Origin of the sequence: Oceanibaculum nanhaiense (genome assembly GCF_002148795.1) — a bacterium.
In the GTDB taxonomy this organism is placed as follows: domain Bacteria; phylum Pseudomonadota; class Alphaproteobacteria; order Oceanibaculales; family Oceanibaculaceae; genus Oceanibaculum; species Oceanibaculum nanhaiense.
The window spans coordinates 427581-444545 of record NZ_MPOB01000002.1 but is presented as its reverse complement, the minus strand read 5'-3'; the positions used below and the strand labels follow the sequence as shown (position 1 = coordinate 444545).

Below are 16965 nucleotides of genomic sequence, written 5' to 3'. Positions count from 1 at the left end.
TGAACTCTACCCGGCGCTGGCCATTTGCGGCGCCGTCACCTTCAGCACGCTCAGCAGATTTTCCCGCCCGTCGCGCGCATGCGCCGTCATCGACTGCCCTTCCGACAGGCCAATCAGCGCCACGCCGATGGGGGTGGCGATGGAAATCCGGCCCTGCGCGATATCCGCCTCGGCGGGCATGACCAGCGTGATGCGGCGCGACTGATCGCCATTGGTGGCGAATTCTACCGTGCTGCCCAGCCGCACCGTCTTGTCGGGCAGCTTCGCATCCGGCACCAGCCGGGCACGATCCAGCTCCTGGAGCAGGGCATCGGCGATCTCCGGCATGCGATCCTCGAACGCCATGGCCAGGTCGGTCAGGCGGCGGTGCGCCTCGATACCGATGGCGATGGCCGGCTTGCGGCGCTTCTTTACGGAAATCGACATGAATCCTCCTTCGTCTCCGGCTGGGGAGACAGTGGCCTTCGATGGCCGTAACAACGATGCGGTATGAAAGTCGCGCCCAACGGACCGGATGTGATTGGCCGCATGCCAGCGCATGCAGCGAACATCCCATAGTATAAATCGTAATGCCCCCAGACCCGGGGGCGCGTGATGCCCGAACCTGGGGTTAGACTCCTGCGACCAAGCGCTTGCTGCGCGGTGCGGACAGGCTGTATCGGGCGATCTGGTTCATATCCATTAGATCGCCCTTCCCCCCGGCAAAGTCAAGGCAGGGTGCTTATCCCGCCGGCAGCGTGAGGCTGGCCGTCATGCCCGTACCGGGCGCGCTGACGATGGCGAACCGGCCATTCATCGCGGCGGACAGCGATTTGCAGATCGACAGCCCCAGCCCGACACCGCCGGCGGCGCGCGCGGTGGGCGGGGCAAGCTGCACAAACGGCTCCATGATGCGGTCGACCGCGTCCGACGGGATGCCGGGGCCGGTATCGCTGACCGTGACAGTGACTTCCCTGGCTTTCGGCGGCGCAATGGCGACGGAAACCGTGGCACCCCGGCCAGCATATTTCAGCGCATTGGACAGAAGGTTGGACACTATCTGCTGCAGCGCGCGCCGGTCCGCCCTGACCCATACCGGGTCCGTGCCGATCCTGTCCGCGAGGATCATACCCGCCGCCGCATACTGCGCATCGAACTGCAGGAGGCAGCGGCGGACCAGCGGCACGGCGTCGAACCGCTCGATGGTCAGATCCGGGTGGCCCCGCTCAATCCGTGTCAGGTCCAGAATATCGTTGATCAGCGACAGCAGGAACTCGCCGCTTCGGCGGATATCGCCAACATATTCCGGCGCCTTGTCCCATAATTTGCTGCCCGGCGGCGCGGATTCCAGCAGCGCGCTGAAGCCGATTACCGCGTTCAGCGGCGTACGCAGCTCGTGGCTCATATTGGCCAGGAAGTCGGATTTCGCCGCATTGGCCATTTCGGCCCGCCGCATCGCCTCCAGCAGTTCGCGTTCGGCACGGCCGCGCTCCACGGCCAGCCGATAGCGCACCAGGGCGGACAGTATGGCCGCAAGGACAGTCAGCAGCCCAACCGCCAGGAAATAAGGAAAATAAGGAGTCAGGACCGGCCATCCGTCGCGCGGTGCCGCCAGAATCAGCCAGCTGCCCTCGGGGATGACGATTGCCAGCGCGACCGGATCGTAGAGCCGGATATCGCTGTCGCCCCAGATGATCGTGTCATTCGACGCATCGCCATCCTGGCCGACAAGCGCCAGCCGGTAGGATTCCGCATAACCGGCATAATCGACCCGCTCCAGCAGGCTTTCGAAATCGATCACCGTCGAGGCGATGCCCCACAGATCGCCATTCTCCTCCTTACCCTCGCGCAGGAAGACCGGGAAGCGCGCGATCAGACCGACCCCGCCCTGCGCCAGATTGACAGGGCCGGCAATGATGGTCTGCCGCTCCCGGATCGCCCTCTCGACCGCCGGCCATTGCGGCGCGACGAGGCGGTAATCGAGCCCGACGGCCGCCTCGTTCCCGGCAATGGGGTACATGTGGCTGATCTTGAGATTCCGGGCGAGCGCCATGTTGCGCACATGGTCGGCGGCGCCTTCCAGGATATCCTCGGCCAGCAGTTCGAACTCTTCCTGCGTCAGGTCCGGCGCGGCGCGGACATAGCCGACGACGCCGCGCATCAGCTGGACGTCGCGGCTCAGAACCTGCTGGATGTCGGCGCGTAGTTCGTTCACCGCTTCGCGCGCATTCGCCTTCTGGTTCTGTAACGCGACGTCCGAGAAAGACCATTCCAGAAGCAGCACCAGCAGCAGGCCGGCAAGGCAGCCGATTCCGGCCTCGCGGACCGCCGCCCGGCGCAGCGCGCGATGGCTGCTCCGGCTATCCAGACTGGCGATCACCATGCGGGAGTCCGGTTATCGCGTCGGTCTTTCGCCTGCTGCATGTTCGCCTGTCCTGCGCCCCGCACACCATCTTGCACGCTATTCTCTAACATAGCAGCGCACAGGGCGGCCTCAAGGACGCTTGCAGAGAGGCCCGGCGAAAGCGGAGCCTATGCCGGCGTATCGCCGGCCAGGGTGATGCGGTTCATGATGCGGCGGAAGCCGTGATAATCGTTCACCGGATTGTGCTGCACGCAGCGATTGTCCCAGAAGGCGATGGAGCCCGGCCGCCAGGAGAACCGGCAGGTGAATTCCGGCTTCACCTGATGCCGGAACAGATAGCCCAGGATCGGCGCGCTCTCCTCCTCCGTCATGCCCTTGAAGGCGACGGTATGGGCGGTGTTCACATAGAGCGCCTTGCGCCCGGTCTCCGGATGGGTGCGCACCGCCGGGTGTTCCGACAGGTAGGTCTTGCCGGCCTCCTTGGAGCCGCTGTCCTTGATGCGGTCCTCGCGGGTCTTGGTGACATCCGCCTTGGCCGAGCTGTTGATCGCCACCAGCCCGTCCAGCAGCGCCTTCATGCCGTCCGACAGCACCTCATAGGCCATGTACTGGTTGGCGAACAGCGTGTCACCACCATAGGGCGGGACCTCGCGCGCGATCAGCATGGTGCCCATCGGCGGGCGCTCCAGATAGACCGTGTCGGAATGCCAGATGCCGCCGAAATTGCTGGTCTCATGCTCCAGCTTGGCGACCTGGATGATCTCCGGGAACCCGTCCAGCCCCTTCACGAAGGGATATTCAACCGGCTGGCCGAACAGCTTCGCCGTTTCCAGGAATCGCGCCGAGGAGAGGTCCTGGTCGCGGAAGAAGATCACCTGATGGTCGAGGAAGGCCTGGCGCAGCGCCGCCACGGTTTCGGCGTCGAGGGCGACGGACAGGTCGATGCCGAGGATTTCCGCACCGCAGGCGCCGGCGATCTTGCGAATGTCGAGTTGAGCCACGGCAGGCCTCCTCCGAAGGTTTCTTGCGTTTCTGATTTTCGATATTCCGAAAACTATTTCGTCATTTCGAAATATGCAAGAGGGGAGAGGCTACCCTACCGTCCCTCGAACGACGCGTTCAGCGCCTCGAAGGCGGCCTGGGCCTGCTTCAGCCGGGCGAGATAGGCGTCGAAATTCTCGGTCATGCGGGAGATCGGGCCGGCCAGCGCCACGCCCAGCCCTTCATCGAGAATGCGGAAGGAGACCGAGATCGCCATGACGTCGGCGATGTTCTCGCCGCGCGTCTCGTACCAGCCGCGCGCGGCGGAGCGGTCGATCTCCGCCAGCAGGGCGTCGCGGTCGGTCACGGTATTGGGGGTCACGCGCGGCATCGCGATGCGGGCGACCAGTGCCGCCCGTTCGGCCGGGTCCATCAGGCCAAGCGTCGCCTTGCCGATGGTGCTGGAATGCAGCGGTTTGGTGTCGCCGGGGCTGGAGGTGTAGCGCACGATATGCGTGCCCTCGATCACCTCCAGATAGGTCACATGATCGTCCTGCCGCTTGCCCAGCAGCACGGTCTCGCCGGTGTCGCGGCGCAGCTCCTCCAGGATCGGCGCCAGCTTCTCCAGCAGCGGATCGTGCCGCGCGATGGCGTTGGCGACCGCCAGCAGCCGCTTGGTCGGATAGACCCGCTTGCGATTGTCCAGCACATAGACATAGCCGCGCGCCTGCAGCGTGCGGACCAGCGAATGGCAGCTGCTGATCGGCGTGTTGATGCGCTGGGCGATCTCCGTCAGTGACAACGGGCCGCGCGCCTTGGCGAATGCTTCCAGCAGATCCAGCGTGCGCGCCGCCGTCTTCACGGCATCCTGACCGGCCATGCGTCCCCTCTCTCGAAACCCTGTTCCGCCCTCACGCTTCATAGAGCCATGGGGCCATGGGGCAGGCTTGCAGCGCCCGCCTCCCTTCTTGATGCCCGGACTATGACATTGCCGATGCCGGAAAATCCAGATTTCAGCCTTCCACAGCACGACACGAAACATTATTACCCGGAGAGTGTTTTTCCAATGACAGAAAAATATTTCACCCTGCCGAAAAGATGACTATGTTGCCGCGATCATACGTTCTGACCCCGAAGCGGGCGGAACGGCATCAATCCGAAACGATCGGACAGGCCGGCAAACACGGCAACGGGTTGCGCAACAGCCTGTCTCTTGGGGGGAATAGAATGAAGATCACAGGGATTCACGGTCGCCTTGCGTCCGTTCTGGGTGTTGCCGTGGCGCTGGGCCTGACAGCCGGTGCCGCCAGCGCGCAGCAGCGCCTGGCCATGGGCGCCACGCACGGCAATTCCGCCTTCTACGCCTATCAGGTCGCCGTCGTGTCCGACTGGAACAAGGCAGTGCCGGGCGTGAATATCAGCGTGCAGGAGCTGGGCGGCGCCTCGGCCTCCACCACGGCGCTGATGCGCGGCGAGGTCGATATGGGCATCGCCGTCACCTCCAGCGATTTCGCCACCATGAAGGGCAAGGATGGCGGCAAGCTGCGCACGCTCTACTACTTCGCGCCGCTGCCGGCCAACTGGGTGGTCTCCGCCGATTCCGGCATCAACAGCCTGACCGACCTGGCCGGCAAGCAGTTCAATCCGGGTGGCCGCGGCTCGGCCACCGAGAAGCAGGCGGAAGCCATCCTGCAGCTGCTGGGCATCAATGCCGAGCTGCATCGCGCCGGCGGTTCCGACGCGCTGGACGCCTACCAGAACCGCCGCATCGTCGGCTTCATGAAGGCCGGCCTGCACCCCGATGGCTACATTCAGCAGGCGCATGCCTCGCGGCCGATCAAGCTGCTGCCGATGACCGACGACCAGGCAAAGAAGATCGCCGCCGAGTTCCCGTATTTCAGCGTGGCGAAGGGCAAGCCCGGCGAGAATTACGGCGACCAGCCGGCGGAGCTGGTGACGGTGCAGACCGCCATCGGCATCAACACTACCGGCGCGCTGCCGGAGGCCGTGGCCTATGAGATCGCCAAGCGCGTCTTCTCCGCCGACGGCATGGCCGCCGCGAAGGCCGGCTATCCCGCCGCCGACCGCGCCAACCCGCAAGAGCTGACGCTGGAAGCCTCGGTCGCCCCGCTGCATCCGGGCGTCGCGCGCTTCTACAAGGAAAAGGGCATCGCGGTGCCCGACCGGCTGATGGCGAAGTAACGCCGTTTCCCGTCCAACCCAAACTTGACCGCCGGCGTTCCGCGCCGGCGGTCCCTTTTTTCATCACGCTGACCAGTTCGACCGGACGATGGAACCAGAAGAGAGAGAAAGCGCCTACCGCAGCTATGGCGGTATTATCGGACTCGCCCTGATGAGTGTGGCGATCCTCTGGATTCTGTTCCATGTGGTAACAGCCGGCATCGGCACCCTGCCGAACTACCAGCAGCGCGCAATCCATCTGGGCGGCGCGCTGGCGCTGGTTTTCCTGCTCTATCCGGGGGCGCGGCGCGATTCGTCCCTGCACCGCTTCGGCGACCTGATCCTGGCCATCCTCAGCGTCGTGGTGCTGGGCTATATCGTCTGGAACTACGACATCATCGTCGAGAGCACCTGGTTCACCGACGAAACCCTTGAGAAAATCTTCGGCGTAACCTTGCTGCTGCTGGTGCTGGAGGGCGTGCGCCGCGCGCTGGGCTGGCTGTTCGTCGGCCTGATCCTCGCCTTCTATCTCTACGCCTATTTCGGCGGCTACATACCGGGGCCGCTCGGCCATCGCGGCCTGTCCATCGACCGGCTGATCTATGCCTTCTATCTCGGCGAGAACGGCCTGCTCGGCCCGCTGATGGGGATTTCGGCGACCGTCGTCACGCTGTTCCTGATCCTCGGCGCGCTGCTGAACAGCAGCGGCGCCGGTCAGGTGTTCATCCTGATCGCCATGCGCATCGGCGGGCGTATCCGCGGCGGCGCCGGCATGGTCGCCGTGTTCGGCAGCGCCTTCATGGGCATGGTGAATGGCAGCACCGTCGCCAATGTGACCAGCACCGGCGTGCTGACCATCCCGCTGATGAAACGCCTCGGCTTCAAGCGTAACCTCGCCGGCGCCATCGAGGCGGTGGCCTCGACCGGCGGGCAGATCATGCCGCCGGTGATGGGGCCGGGCGCCTTCCTGATGGCGGAGCTGCTGGGCGTGGCCTATCTGCAGGTGGTGACGGCGGCGCTGGTGCCCTCGCTGCTGTTCTTCATGGCGTTGCTGATCGGCGTCTATCTCTATGCGCTGAAATACGATCTGAAGCCACTGCCGGCGGAGCTGATCCCCAGCGCGCGCGAGGCCTTCGCGCCGTTCCCGATGGCCAGCCTGTTCATCCCCATCGGCATCCTGATCTATTTCATCGTGAACCAGTACACGATCCAGCTGGCCGTGTTCTGGGCGATCATCGCCATCGTCGTGATGATGCTGGCCGGCATCCTGCTGCGCGCCCGCCCGGCGCCGACGATCCGCACCAATGCGGAGCAGATTCCTGTCGCCGAAGCAGCGCCGCTTGAGCCGACGCTGCAGCGCTGCGCCAGCATGGCGCGCTCGATCCGCGACGGTCTCTATGACGCGGCGCGCGGCGTCGTGTTCATCGCCATGATCATCGCGGCGGCACAGATCATCGTCTCGCTGATCAATCTGACCGGGTTGGGCGTCACCTTCTCGCAGATGATCGTCAGCATCGGCCAGGGCAATGTGCTGCTCTCCCTCGTGCTGACCATGGTGATCGCCATCATTCTGGGCATGGGCATGCCGACCCCGGCGGCCTATGCGGTGGGGGCGGCGGTGCTGGCGGCACCGCTCATCAACCTCGGCTTCGATCTGCTGCCCGCCCATCTGTTCCTCTACTTCTTCGCCAGCGTGTCGGCCATCACCCCGCCGGTTGCGGCCGGCGTGTTCGCCGCCGTGGCGATCAGTGGCGGCACAATCATGGGCACGGCCGCCTTCGCCATGATTCTGGCCTGCAGCCTGTTCCTGATTCCCTTCCTGTTCATCATGAACCCGGAACTGACGCTGCAGGGCGACCCGTCCGCCATCGCCACCGCGCTGGTCTCCGCCACCATCGGCATCGCCGGCATCTCCATCGCCGCCATCGGCCATTGCCGGGGGGCGGTTTCCTGGTTGCCGCGCATCCTGATCGCAGCCGGCGCGCTGGCGCTGATCGAGCCGGACTGGAAGACCGACCTGATCGGCCTGGCGCTTGCCGGCGCGGGCCTCGCGCTGCATCTTCGGCTGGACAAGCGGTCACGACGGATCGCCGTGCCGGAATAAACAAGAAAGCCTGAGAGGAAATACCGATGAAAATCGCCATTCTCGGCGCCGGGGCCATGGGCTCCGTCTATGGCGCCATTCTGGCCCGCGCCGGCGACAATGACGTCTGGCTGGTGGACCGCTGGCAGGAGCATATCGACGCCATCCGCGCGCACGGGCTGAAGGTGACCGGGGCCAGCGGCGACTGGATGTCGCCTTCCAAGGCGACCACCGACCCGGCCGAAGCGGGCCTATGCGAGCTGGTCATCGTCGCCACCAAGACCCGCGACATCGACTCGGCGCTGGCCGGGGCGACGCCGATGATCGGCCCGGACACGCTGGTGCTGTCGATCCAGAACGGCCTCGGCGCCTACGACATTCTGGTGAAGAGCGTGGCGCAGGACCGCTTGCTGCTGGGCATCGCCGGCGGCTTCGGCGCGACCATCCCGACGCCCGGCCATGTGCATCATAACGGCTTCGAGATCGTGAAGATCGGCGCGACAACGCCGGAGGCGCAGCCCGCCGCCGAGTGCGTGGCGAAAATCTGGGCCGATGCCGGTTTCCGCGCCGAGGCCGCGCCCGACATCCAGTCGATGATCTGGTCGAAGCTGATCTGCAACGTCACCTACAGCGCGGTGTGCGGCATCACCGGCCTGACCATCGGCCAGGTGATGGAGACGCCGGAAGCCTGGCGCGTGGCGTCTGCCTGCGCATCGGAGGCCTTCGCCGTGGCGAAGGCGCGCGGCATCAGCCTCAGCTTCGACGACCCGGTCGCCTATGTACGCAAGTTCGGCTCCGCCATTCCCGGCGCCAAGCCCTCGCTGCTGCTCGACCGGCTGGCCGGCAGGCAGGGCGAGATCGACTTCCTGAACGGCGCGGTCGCCGATGAAGGGGCAAAGCTGGGCGTGCCGACGCCGACCAATTCCATCGTCGCCGGCCTGGTCCGCGCCATGGAGGCGCATGACATGCGCCCGGCCTCCCACAAGAATTAAGGACAGACAGAATGTTCCGCGAAAACGGCTGGTACCGATCGATCCTCTACGCCCCGGCGCACCGCGACAATCTGGAGCAGGTCTTCGCCAATACGCCCGCCGATGTGGTGATGCTCGATCTGGAGGATGGCGTGCCGCTGGCCGACAAGCCGGCCGCCCGCGTGAAGGCGACGGCGCTGGCCAAGCAGGACTGGACGCCGCTGGTGGCGCTGCGCGTCAACAAGGCCGATAGCGGCATGATCCCCGAGGATCTGGAATGCTTCGGCCCCGGCATCGGCGCAGTGATCCTGCCGAAGGCCGAGCGCGCCGCCGATCTGCAGGATATCGACCGCCGCCTGACCGAGAAGGAAAAGGCGCTGGGCATCGAGGTTGGCCGCACGAAGATCATCGGGCTGGTGGAGAGCTGCCTCGGCGCGCTGGAGGCGGCAAACCTCGCCCGCGCCACGCCGCGCCTGCTGACGCTGGGCATCGGCGCATCCGATTTCATGGCCGATATCGGCAGCCCGGTCTCCCGCGCCACGCTGGACCCGGAGGCGCTGTCGCTGCCGCGCCGCATGCTGGTGCTGGCGGCCCGCGCCGCCGGCCTGTCGGGTCCGTTCGATGGCGGCCAGTTCCCACCCGGCCGTCCCGGCTGGGGCGAGGCCTGCGACATGGTCCGGCGCATCGGCTTTCAGGGTAAGGTCTGCTTCGACGATGCCCAGGCGGCGGAAGCCAATGCCGTGTTCTCCGCCCGCGAAGGCGAGGCGCTGAAGCTCTAGCCGGAGAAGGGGCTCTTGCCGCCTTCGGTGTAGAGACCGACGATCAGCTTATCGACCTGCTCGCCGTCGGATGAGCAGGGTAGAACGATGCGATGGATGTGCGTCCAGTCGCGGTTCACGCTCTGTCGTCTCGTATAGAGCGGCTGCCGGCTTTCGACGCAGCCGCGATAGTCGGCCAGGACCAGCTCGCTGACCCTGGCCGGCAGTTCGGCCACCGGGCGCCCGGACAGGTCCATATTGTTCACATAAACGAAGGCGGCACCGAACAGGCCAAAGCGCATCTCCATCGACGGATGCCCAACATCGACGACGGCGATGTGCCCCATCCAGGGGGCGAATTCCTCAGGCAGGAAGTCGAGACGCGACGGCAAAATCCGCCCGCCTGCGCGCGTGCGCCAGAACTCATGGAGCGCCCGCAATTTCGCATGCGGCACATCCATATCATCCGTCCCGACCGGCATATCCCTCCGACGCGGTTTTCGCACTTATTTTTCGGTGCGATTTCTACTGTAGCTTGAAATGATATGACCCTTTATCCGCGCAACCGCAACAACGGCGCTAAAATTTAAGGTTCTGGCGGAACCTCCCGGGCGATATGTTATTGAGGATCATTCTCGTTTGCGACTATAACGGGCGGTAGCAGACTCCACTGATACTGATTCGCAAAGAGGGAGCCTCATGCGCTCGTACCCCTTGCCGTACCTGAGGCCGGCATGACAGCGATGGCCGGAACCATGACCCACCAAGCCCCCGCCCATAACAGGGGCCAGCATATCCGCGCCGGCCTGCTGCTGGCCTTGCGGCTGCTGGCGATTGTCGGCGGCGGCTATTTCCTCAGCGCGGCCCTTGTCGCGCTGGGCGCCGCCGGGCTGGCCGGCCTCGGCATGGCGCGCAGCGAGGCCGTCATCCTGATGACCATGCTGGGCTTCGTGCTCTATCTGCTGGTGCTGATCTGGGGCTTTGCCGAACGCAGCCTGCCTCGCCTGCTGGCGGTAACGCTGGCCGGGACCGCGATGGGTCAGACGCTGGTCCATTGGCTGTCGGTATAACCTGAAAAGCCGATAAGGACGGAAGATATGGAACAGGGTTTCCGGGCCTCGATGAACTGGCTGCACACCTGGGCGGGCGTGGTCATCGGCGCGCTGCTGTTCGCGATCTTCTGGATGGGCACGCTCAGCGTGTTCGACCGCGAGATCGACCGCTGGATGATGCCGATGACGCGCCTCGCGCCAACGGAAACGCCGGTGAAGCTGGACACGCTGCGCGACATATTGCTGTCCGACATGGAGGCCAACAGGGAGGAAGGCGCCCGCAACGGCTTCATCATCCCGCCGGCAGAACGCGCGCCGATGGCCCGGGTCGGCTATCGCGGCAAGGACGGCTTCAAGAGCAGGTTCGTCGATCCCGCGACCGGCGAGGTGCTGCCCGAGGCCGGCACCAAGGGCGGCACCGGCTTCATCTTCCCGTTCCATTACAGCCTGCATCTGCGCGCCAACGCCGGCGGCGTCGGCTACTGGCTGGTCGGCCTCGCCGGCATGGCGATGATGGCGCTGCTGGTCTCCGGCGTTATCGTGCATGTGAAGATATTCAAGGATTTCTTCACCTTCCGCACCGACAGGAAGACACCGCGGGTGGCGCTGGACCTGCACAATGTGACCGGCGTGCTGGCCCTGCCCTTCCATTTTCTCATAACCCTGTCGGGCCTGATCATCTTCGTGACGATCTATTTCCCGGCCGCCTCCGATATTCTCTACGACAAGGACGAGAAGGCCTATTTCCAGGAGGCCTTTGGCAGCTATTCGCGCGACCGTGCGGGACAGCCCGGCAGCATCGGATCGCTGGACGCTATGGCGGCGGAGGCTGTCCGGCTCTGGGGCGACGGCACAAAGCCCTTCTTCGTCCGCATCCACCATCCGGGCGATGCCAATGGCTATGTCGAGATGCGGCAATCCTACGACAACAAGGTCACCATGTCGCTGGACCGGGTGTATTTCGACGCCGCAAGCGGCGCGGTGCTGCACCATCATATCGGCAAGCCGGTCCTGAACAGTCAGCGCTTCATCTCCGGCCTGCATTTCATCCAGTTCCGGCACTGGACGCTGCGCTGGGTCTATTTCACCCTCGGCCTGTCGGGCTGCGTGCTGATCGTCACCGGCTTCCTGTTCTGGCTGGAATCGCGGCGCAAGCGCCACACCCAGCAGGGGTTGCGCGGCGTGCGCATCGTCGAGGGGCTGACCATCGGCAGCACCACCGGCATCATCCTCGCCACGCTGGGCTTCTTCATCGTGAACCGGCTGCTGCCGCTGGGGCTGGAGCATCGCGCGGACATCGAATTCTGGGGCTTCTTCGCCATCTGGGTACTGAGCTTCGCCCATGCCTGGATGCGCACGAAGCGCGGCTGGATCGAGCAATGCTACGCCACTGCCGCCGCGGCGCTGCTGGCCGTGCTGTTGAACGCCATCACCACCGGCGACCATATGCTGCGCACCCTGATGCAGGGCAACTGGCCGGTGTTCGGCATGGATTCGGTGATGCTGGCGGGCGGTGCCATCGCGCTGGCAACCGCCATCCGCCTGCAGCGCCGCCAGACCGTCGCCGCGCAACAGGCGGTGTCATCGCCATCGCGCACCATCCGCACCGACAAGCCGGAGCAACAACATGCCTGAGACGATCCTGCTGACCCTGATTCTGGCCGCCAGCTATCTGGGCTTCGCCCTGCTGGCGCTGAGCCAGGAGAAACACTGGGAACGCGTCACCGGCCAGCGCCCCAGCCAGCGCGATATGCCTGCCGGGCGCACCCTGCCGCTGCGCCTCGCCGGCTATGGGCTGCTGGCGCTGGCACTGGCCCTGTCGCTGGAGCGCGACGGCGCCAGCTTCGGCAGCATCCTGTGGGTGGTGGGGCTCAGCGTCGGCGGGCTGGCGACAGTCGCGACGCTGACCTGGCGAAGCGCCTGGCTGAAACCGCTAGCCCGGATCGCTTCGGCGGGCCGGTCCCAGAGCCCCGGCCGACAGGGGGCGTAGGAAGGTCAGGAAGCTACTCGCTTTTCCTTACCGTCATTCCCGGCCTTGTGCCGGGAATCCAGGCATCAGCTTGCTTCGGCCTCGTTTCAGTAAGCTGAAACATGGACCCCCGGGACAAGCCCGGGGGTGACGGTCAGAGAGAATGATCGTCGTCAGGGGCCAATTACCCCTTCGAGGCGACATTGGCGGCGCTGAGCACCGCCTTCACCGAGGCAATGGCGACATCGGCATCGATGCCGACCCCGAACAGGGTGCGCCCGTCCGGCGTGCGGCATTCGACATAGGCGGCGGCCTGCGCGTCGGAGCCCTTGCGCAGCGCATGCTCGTGATAGTCGAGCACCTCCAGCTCCATGCCGCAATCGGCCTTCAGCGCCTCCAGCATGCCGGAGATCAGGCCGTTGCCCTTGCCGCTGATCGAACGTTCCTTGCCGTCCACATTGATGCGGCCGACGAACACCCGGTCCTGCCCCGGCTTGCGCGCGCCGGTATCGTCATATTCGATCAGGTCGAAACGCTGCGGCCCGGTGAGGCAGTAGGATTCCTCGAAGGCCTGCCAGATCGCCGGGGCCGTCATCTCCTTGCCGGTGCGATCGGAAATCTCCTGCACCTGGCGGGAGAAGTCGATCTGCATGCGGCGCGGCAGCTGCAGGCCCTTGTCCTGTTCCAGCACCCAGGCGACGCCGCCCTTGCCGGACTGGCTGTTCACCCGGATCACCGCCTCGTAGGAGCAGCCGACATCCGCCGGGTCGATCGGCAGATAGGGCACGTCCCAATATTCGTCGTTGCGCTTCTCCTGCGCGGCGAAGCCCTTCTTGATGGCGTCCTGATGCGAGCCGGAAAAGGCGGTGAACACCAGCTCCCCCGCATAGGGGTGGCGCGGATGCACCGGCAGCTGATTGCAGTATTCCACCGTGCGCACGACGTTGCGCATGTCGGAGAAATCCAGCCCCGGATTGATGCCCTGGGTGTAGAGGTTCAGCGCCAGCGTCACCAGATCGACATTGCCGGTGCGCTCGCCATTGCCGAACAGGCAGCCCTCAATGCGGTCGGCGCCGGCCATCACCGAGAATTCCGCCGCTGCCACGCCGGTGCCCCGGTCATTATGCGGATGCACGCTGACGATCACCGAATCACGGCGCGAGATGGTGCGGCAGAAATATTCGATCTGGTCGGCATAGATGTTCGGGCCGGCCACCTCCACCGTCGCCGGCAGGTTCAGAATGGCGGGATTCTCCGGCGTCGGCTGCCAGACATCCAGCACCGCCTCGCACACCTCGACGGCGAAATCCGGCTCGGTGGCAGAGAAGGTTTCCGGCGAATACTGGAAGGTCCATTTGGTGTCCGGCTGCTTCGCCGCTTCCTCGACGAACAGCTTTGCACCCGCCACCGCCAGCTTCACCACATCCGCCTTTTCCATGTTGAACACGGTGCGGCGGAAGCTGGGCGAGGTGGCGTTGTACAGATGGACGATGGCCTGCTTCGCGCCCTTCAGCGATTCGAAGCTGCGGCGGATCAGATCCTCGCGCGACTGCGTCAGCACCTGGATGGTGACGTCGTCGGGGATGCGGTTTTCCTCGATCAGGCTGCGGATGAAATCGAACTCGGTCTGCGAGGCGGACGGGAATCCCACCTCGATCTGCTTGAAGCCGGAAGCCACCAGCAGATCGAAGAAACGGCGCTTCTTCTCGCCATCCATCGGGTCGATCAGCGACTGGTTGCCGTCGCGCAGATCGGTGGACAGCCAGATCGGCGCCTTCTCGATGCGTTTGGACGGCCAGGTGCGGTCAGGCAGATCGACGGTGGTAAAGCGGCGGTACTTGGTTTCGGGATTGGTCAACATGGAAGCGACTCCGGACTATCTTTTTATGAGGCATGCTTTTTATGAGGTGGGGCGAATGCGGCAGGAGCTACGGCCGCCGGGCTACCGTCTAGGCCCGACGACCGCCGCGCAGTCGCTCCGCCAGCGCCAGAAAGGCAAGCCGGGAGGCAAAGAGGGAGTCGAGAATCGATAAAGGGAACATGATTAAACCGGCAGCAACGGACAGATCGACGACGTGCGTAATCCCGCCTCCCTCAGGAGGTCGGGCCTAGAAGTCGTAGAAGGGCTGCCGCGCGAATAATCATGTCCCTACTGTGCACAGAGCCGGCGGCAGCGTCAACCATGTGGTGCCAACCCTCCTTCAGGCCGCAAAGCTGTTTTCTCTCCTGACAAATCCTGCCAAGCTTCATTGGCCTTGAACCGGGGGGAGAGAACCATGCCGCGACTGGCCGCCGACCTGATCCTGCGCAACGGGCGCATCCACACGCTGGACGCGCGCAGCAGCATCGCCAGCGCGCTTGCCATCCGCGACGGGCGTATCCTGGCCGTCGGCGGCGAGGGTGATCTGGACGGGCTGAGCGGACCGGAGACGAAGATCATGGACCTTGGCGGGCGTACCGCCATCCCCGGCATCGTGGACAGCCACTGCCACCCGGACAGCTATGCCGCCCGCCTCGCCGGGTGGGAGGATGTCGGCCCGAACCGCATCCAGTCGCGCGCCGCCCTGCTGGCGCGGCTGTCCGATGTCGCCGCCGCGCGCGGCACGGACGAGTGGGTGGTCGCCTACCGGCTGAACGAGAACAAGTCCGGCGGCTACCCAACACTGGCGGAGCTGGATGCGGCGGGCCAGGGGCGGCCGCTCTTCATCCTGCGCACCGACGGGCATATCGGCCTCGCCAATTCCCGCGCCTTCCAGGAGCTGGGCATCGACCGCGACACGCCCGACCCCGCCTTCGGCCGCTTCGACCATCACCCAGAAACCGGGGAGCTGACCGGCCTGATGCGGGAAACGGCGGTGCATCTGTTCCTCGAAATGATCCACGGCGCCGACACGCCCGCCCGCCTTGCCGATGGGCTGGAGAAGGTGTTCGATGACTGGGCGCGTTACGGCATCACCACCGTCTATAACTCGCTGGCCGGCAGCCGTTCGATCCAGGCCTATCAGTTGCTGCGCCAGCAGGAGCGGCTGCGCATGCGCGTCGGCATCATCGTCTCCGGCCGTGAGGACGGGCTGGTGGAATCCTATGTGAAGGCCGGCATCCGCTCCGGCTTCGGCGACGACATGGTGCGCATCATCGGCGTCGAATGGTGTCCGGACTGCTCCACCTCCGGCCGCACCGCCGCCTATTACGAGCCCTATGTCGGCACGCGCATTGAGGGCGAGCCCGAGCCGAACACCGGCATGCTGCTGTACGAGCTGGAAGATCTGAAGTTGCGCGCGCTTGCCGCGCACAAGGGCGGGCTGCAGGTGATGATCGAGGGCGTGGGCGACCGCGGCATCGATTTCGCGCTGGACGTGATCGAGCATTGCCTGGCCGCGCATCCGGTGGCGGATCACCGCATGCGGGTCGAGCATTGCTGCTACGTCACCCCACCGATCCTGGAGCGGCTGAAGCGGGTCGGCGCGGTGGACAGCTCCGCCACCGGCTTCATGTATGATCTGGGCGAGGCCTACCGCGCCAATCGCGGCGAGGCGGCGATGCGCTGGATGTGGCCGCACCGCAGCCTGATCGATGCCGGCATCCCCGCCCCCGGCCATTCCGACGCCATGGTGTGCGACCCGAACCCGTTCTTCGCCTTGTGGTCGATGGTGAACCGCAAGGCGCAGACCGGCGCGTCGCTGGACGAGGCCGAGGCGGTAACGGCGGAGGAAGCCCTGCGCGCCTATACGGTTCTGGGGGTGTGGTCAGGCCGCGAGGAAGCCGTGAAGGGATCGCTGGAACCCGGCAAGCTGGCCGACATCGCCGTGCTGGACCGCGATTATTTCAGCATCCCGGCGGAGGAAATCCGCGAGGTCGGCGTGACCGCCACCCTGCTGGGCGGCCGGCTTGTACATGGCGGGCTGTAACGGCGCAAATCAGCCCGGCGCGAAGACCAGCCGCACATAATCGCGGAACATCAGGATCTGGCGCGGCAGGATGCTGGAATCCTGCAGCGCGCGGCCCAGGATCAGCCCGCCCTCGACCAGCACCGTTGTCATGTCGGCCAGGGCTTCCATATCCACCGGTTCGCGCGGCGGGTAGCGCCCGGCAATCGCCTCGAAGCGGGCGCGGAAGCGCTGCCGCCATTCCAGCATACCCTGCGCATTGAGGTCGCGGATCTCGGCGTCGAACAGCTGATCCTGATAGCAGAAGGAAGCGGCAAGGCAGCCCGGATAATTATCCGGCAGATCAGCCATCAGCTCGACGAACATCTTCAGCCCGACCAGGAAACCATGCAGCGGGTCCTCGTTCAGCTCGTCGGCACGGCGGAACAGATCGTCCAGCAATGTCTGGTCGCGCTCCAGGTAGCGCAGGATCATCGCCTTGGCGAGCGCGTTCTTATCCTTGAAATGATAGAAGAAGCCGCTCTTGGTGATGCCCGCACCCGCGACCAGCTCATCAATCGAGGTCGCGGTGAATCCCTTCGCCAGAACCGCCGATTCGGCCAGTTCCAGTATCTTCTCGCGGGCGTCGCCACGCCGTTTCGGGGGCATCTGGTTCATGGCCCACTATACCGCAAGTACAGTTAATTCTGAAATACCGGCGCCTGTTTAGTCGAAGCGCTCCAGAAAGTCCAATACAGGC

The 16965-nt window shown here is 65.1% G+C and carries 15 protein-coding genes; 8 read left to right on the top strand and 7 right to left on the bottom strand.

From position 1 onward, the window contains the following. Window positions 1-6: 6 nt before the first annotated feature. The 4 genes from rnk to BKM74_RS05185 form a co-directional block, all read right to left on the bottom strand. The gene (rnk, locus tag BKM74_RS05200; RefSeq protein WP_086464616.1) at window positions 7-426 is read right to left on the bottom strand and encodes a nucleoside diphosphate kinase regulator; all 420 of its coding nucleotides are present in this window, start codon (window positions 424-426) and stop codon (window positions 7-9) included. A 295-nt stretch (window positions 427-721) separates the two neighbouring features. Further along, on the bottom strand, window positions 722-2362 hold the full coding sequence (locus BKM74_RS05195; protein ID WP_086464615.1) for a sensor histidine kinase: 1641 nt from the start codon (window positions 2360-2362) through the stop codon (window positions 722-724). Window positions 2363-2511: 149 nt separating this feature from the next. Continuing rightward, window positions 2512-3345, bottom strand: coding sequence for a TauD/TfdA dioxygenase family protein (locus tag BKM74_RS05190; protein WP_176342401.1), 834 nt, complete (start codon window positions 3343-3345; stop codon window positions 2512-2514). A 95-nt stretch (window positions 3346-3440) separates the two neighbouring features. Further along, window positions 3441-4205 carry an IclR family transcriptional regulator gene (locus tag BKM74_RS05185; protein WP_176342400.1) on the bottom strand — a complete coding sequence of 255 codons (765 nt, stop codon included), beginning with the start codon at window positions 4203-4205 and terminating at the stop codon, window positions 3441-3443. A 347-nt stretch (window positions 4206-4552) separates the two neighbouring features. Between BKM74_RS05185 and BKM74_RS05180 the strand changes: the two genes are divergently transcribed. From BKM74_RS05180 to BKM74_RS05165, 4 genes are all read left to right on the top strand, one after another. Further along, a complete protein-coding gene (locus BKM74_RS05180) occupies window positions 4553-5527 on the top strand; it encodes a TAXI family TRAP transporter solute-binding subunit (protein WP_176342399.1) in 975 nt (324 codons plus the stop codon). A 151-nt stretch (window positions 5528-5678) separates the two neighbouring features. Beyond that, window positions 5679-7610 carry a TRAP transporter permease gene (locus BKM74_RS05175; RefSeq protein WP_176342398.1) on the top strand — a complete coding sequence of 644 codons (1932 nt, stop codon included), beginning with the start codon at window positions 5679-5681 and terminating at the stop codon, window positions 7608-7610. Window positions 7611-7636: 26 nt separating this feature from the next. Next, on the top strand, window positions 7637-8581 hold the full coding sequence (locus BKM74_RS05170) for a ketopantoate reductase family protein (protein ID WP_086464610.1): 945 nt from the start codon (window positions 7637-7639) through the stop codon (window positions 8579-8581). 11 nt (window positions 8582-8592) lie between these two features. Next, a complete protein-coding gene (locus BKM74_RS05165) occupies window positions 8593-9339 on the top strand; it encodes an HpcH/HpaI aldolase/citrate lyase family protein (protein ID WP_086464609.1) in 747 nt (248 codons plus the stop codon). Here the strand turns inward: BKM74_RS05165 and BKM74_RS05160 are convergent. Further along, a complete protein-coding gene (locus BKM74_RS05160) occupies window positions 9336-9779 on the bottom strand; it encodes a PAS domain-containing protein (RefSeq protein ID WP_176342397.1) in 444 nt (147 codons plus the stop codon). The two genes, BKM74_RS05165 and BKM74_RS05160, sit on opposite strands and share 4 nt — an antisense overlap. 294 nt (window positions 9780-10073) lie before the next feature. Between BKM74_RS05160 and BKM74_RS05155 the strand changes: the two genes are divergently transcribed. The 3 genes from BKM74_RS05155 to BKM74_RS05145 are packed head-to-tail and all read left to right on the top strand — an operon-like array spanning window position 10074 to window position 12360. Next, window positions 10074-10388 carry a hypothetical protein gene (locus BKM74_RS05155; protein WP_086464660.1) on the top strand — a complete coding sequence of 105 codons (315 nt, stop codon included), beginning with the start codon at window positions 10074-10076 and terminating at the stop codon, window positions 10386-10388. A 27-nt stretch (window positions 10389-10415) separates the two neighbouring features. Continuing rightward, a complete protein-coding gene (locus BKM74_RS05150; protein ID WP_086464607.1) occupies window positions 10416-12005 on the top strand; it encodes a PepSY-associated TM helix domain-containing protein in 1590 nt (529 codons plus the stop codon). Continuing rightward, window positions 11998-12360, top strand: coding sequence for a DUF3325 domain-containing protein (locus tag BKM74_RS05145; protein WP_086464606.1), 363 nt, complete (start codon window positions 11998-12000; stop codon window positions 12358-12360). The genes BKM74_RS05150 and BKM74_RS05145 overlap by 8 nt, the downstream gene beginning before the upstream one ends. A 163-nt stretch (window positions 12361-12523) precedes the next feature. On the opposite strand, the gene leuA is transcribed toward BKM74_RS05145, so the two are convergent. After that, window positions 12524-14200 (bottom strand): 2-isopropylmalate synthase, encoded by a 1677-nt coding sequence (gene leuA, locus BKM74_RS05140; protein ID WP_086464605.1) that lies wholly within the window; start codon window positions 14198-14200, stop codon window positions 12524-12526. Between the two features lie 415 nt (window positions 14201-14615). Between leuA and BKM74_RS05135 the strand changes: the two genes are divergently transcribed. Further along, window positions 14616-16247: an amidohydrolase gene (locus tag BKM74_RS05135; protein WP_086464604.1), complete on the top strand. Its 1632-nt coding sequence runs from the start codon at window positions 14616-14618 to the stop codon at window positions 16245-16247. 9 nt (window positions 16248-16256) lie between these two features. On the opposite strand, the gene BKM74_RS05130 is transcribed toward BKM74_RS05135, so the two are convergent. Beyond that, on the bottom strand, window positions 16257-16883 hold the full coding sequence (locus BKM74_RS05130) for a TetR/AcrR family transcriptional regulator (RefSeq protein ID WP_086464603.1): 627 nt from the start codon (window positions 16881-16883) through the stop codon (window positions 16257-16259). Window positions 16884-16965: the final 82 nt, after the last annotated feature.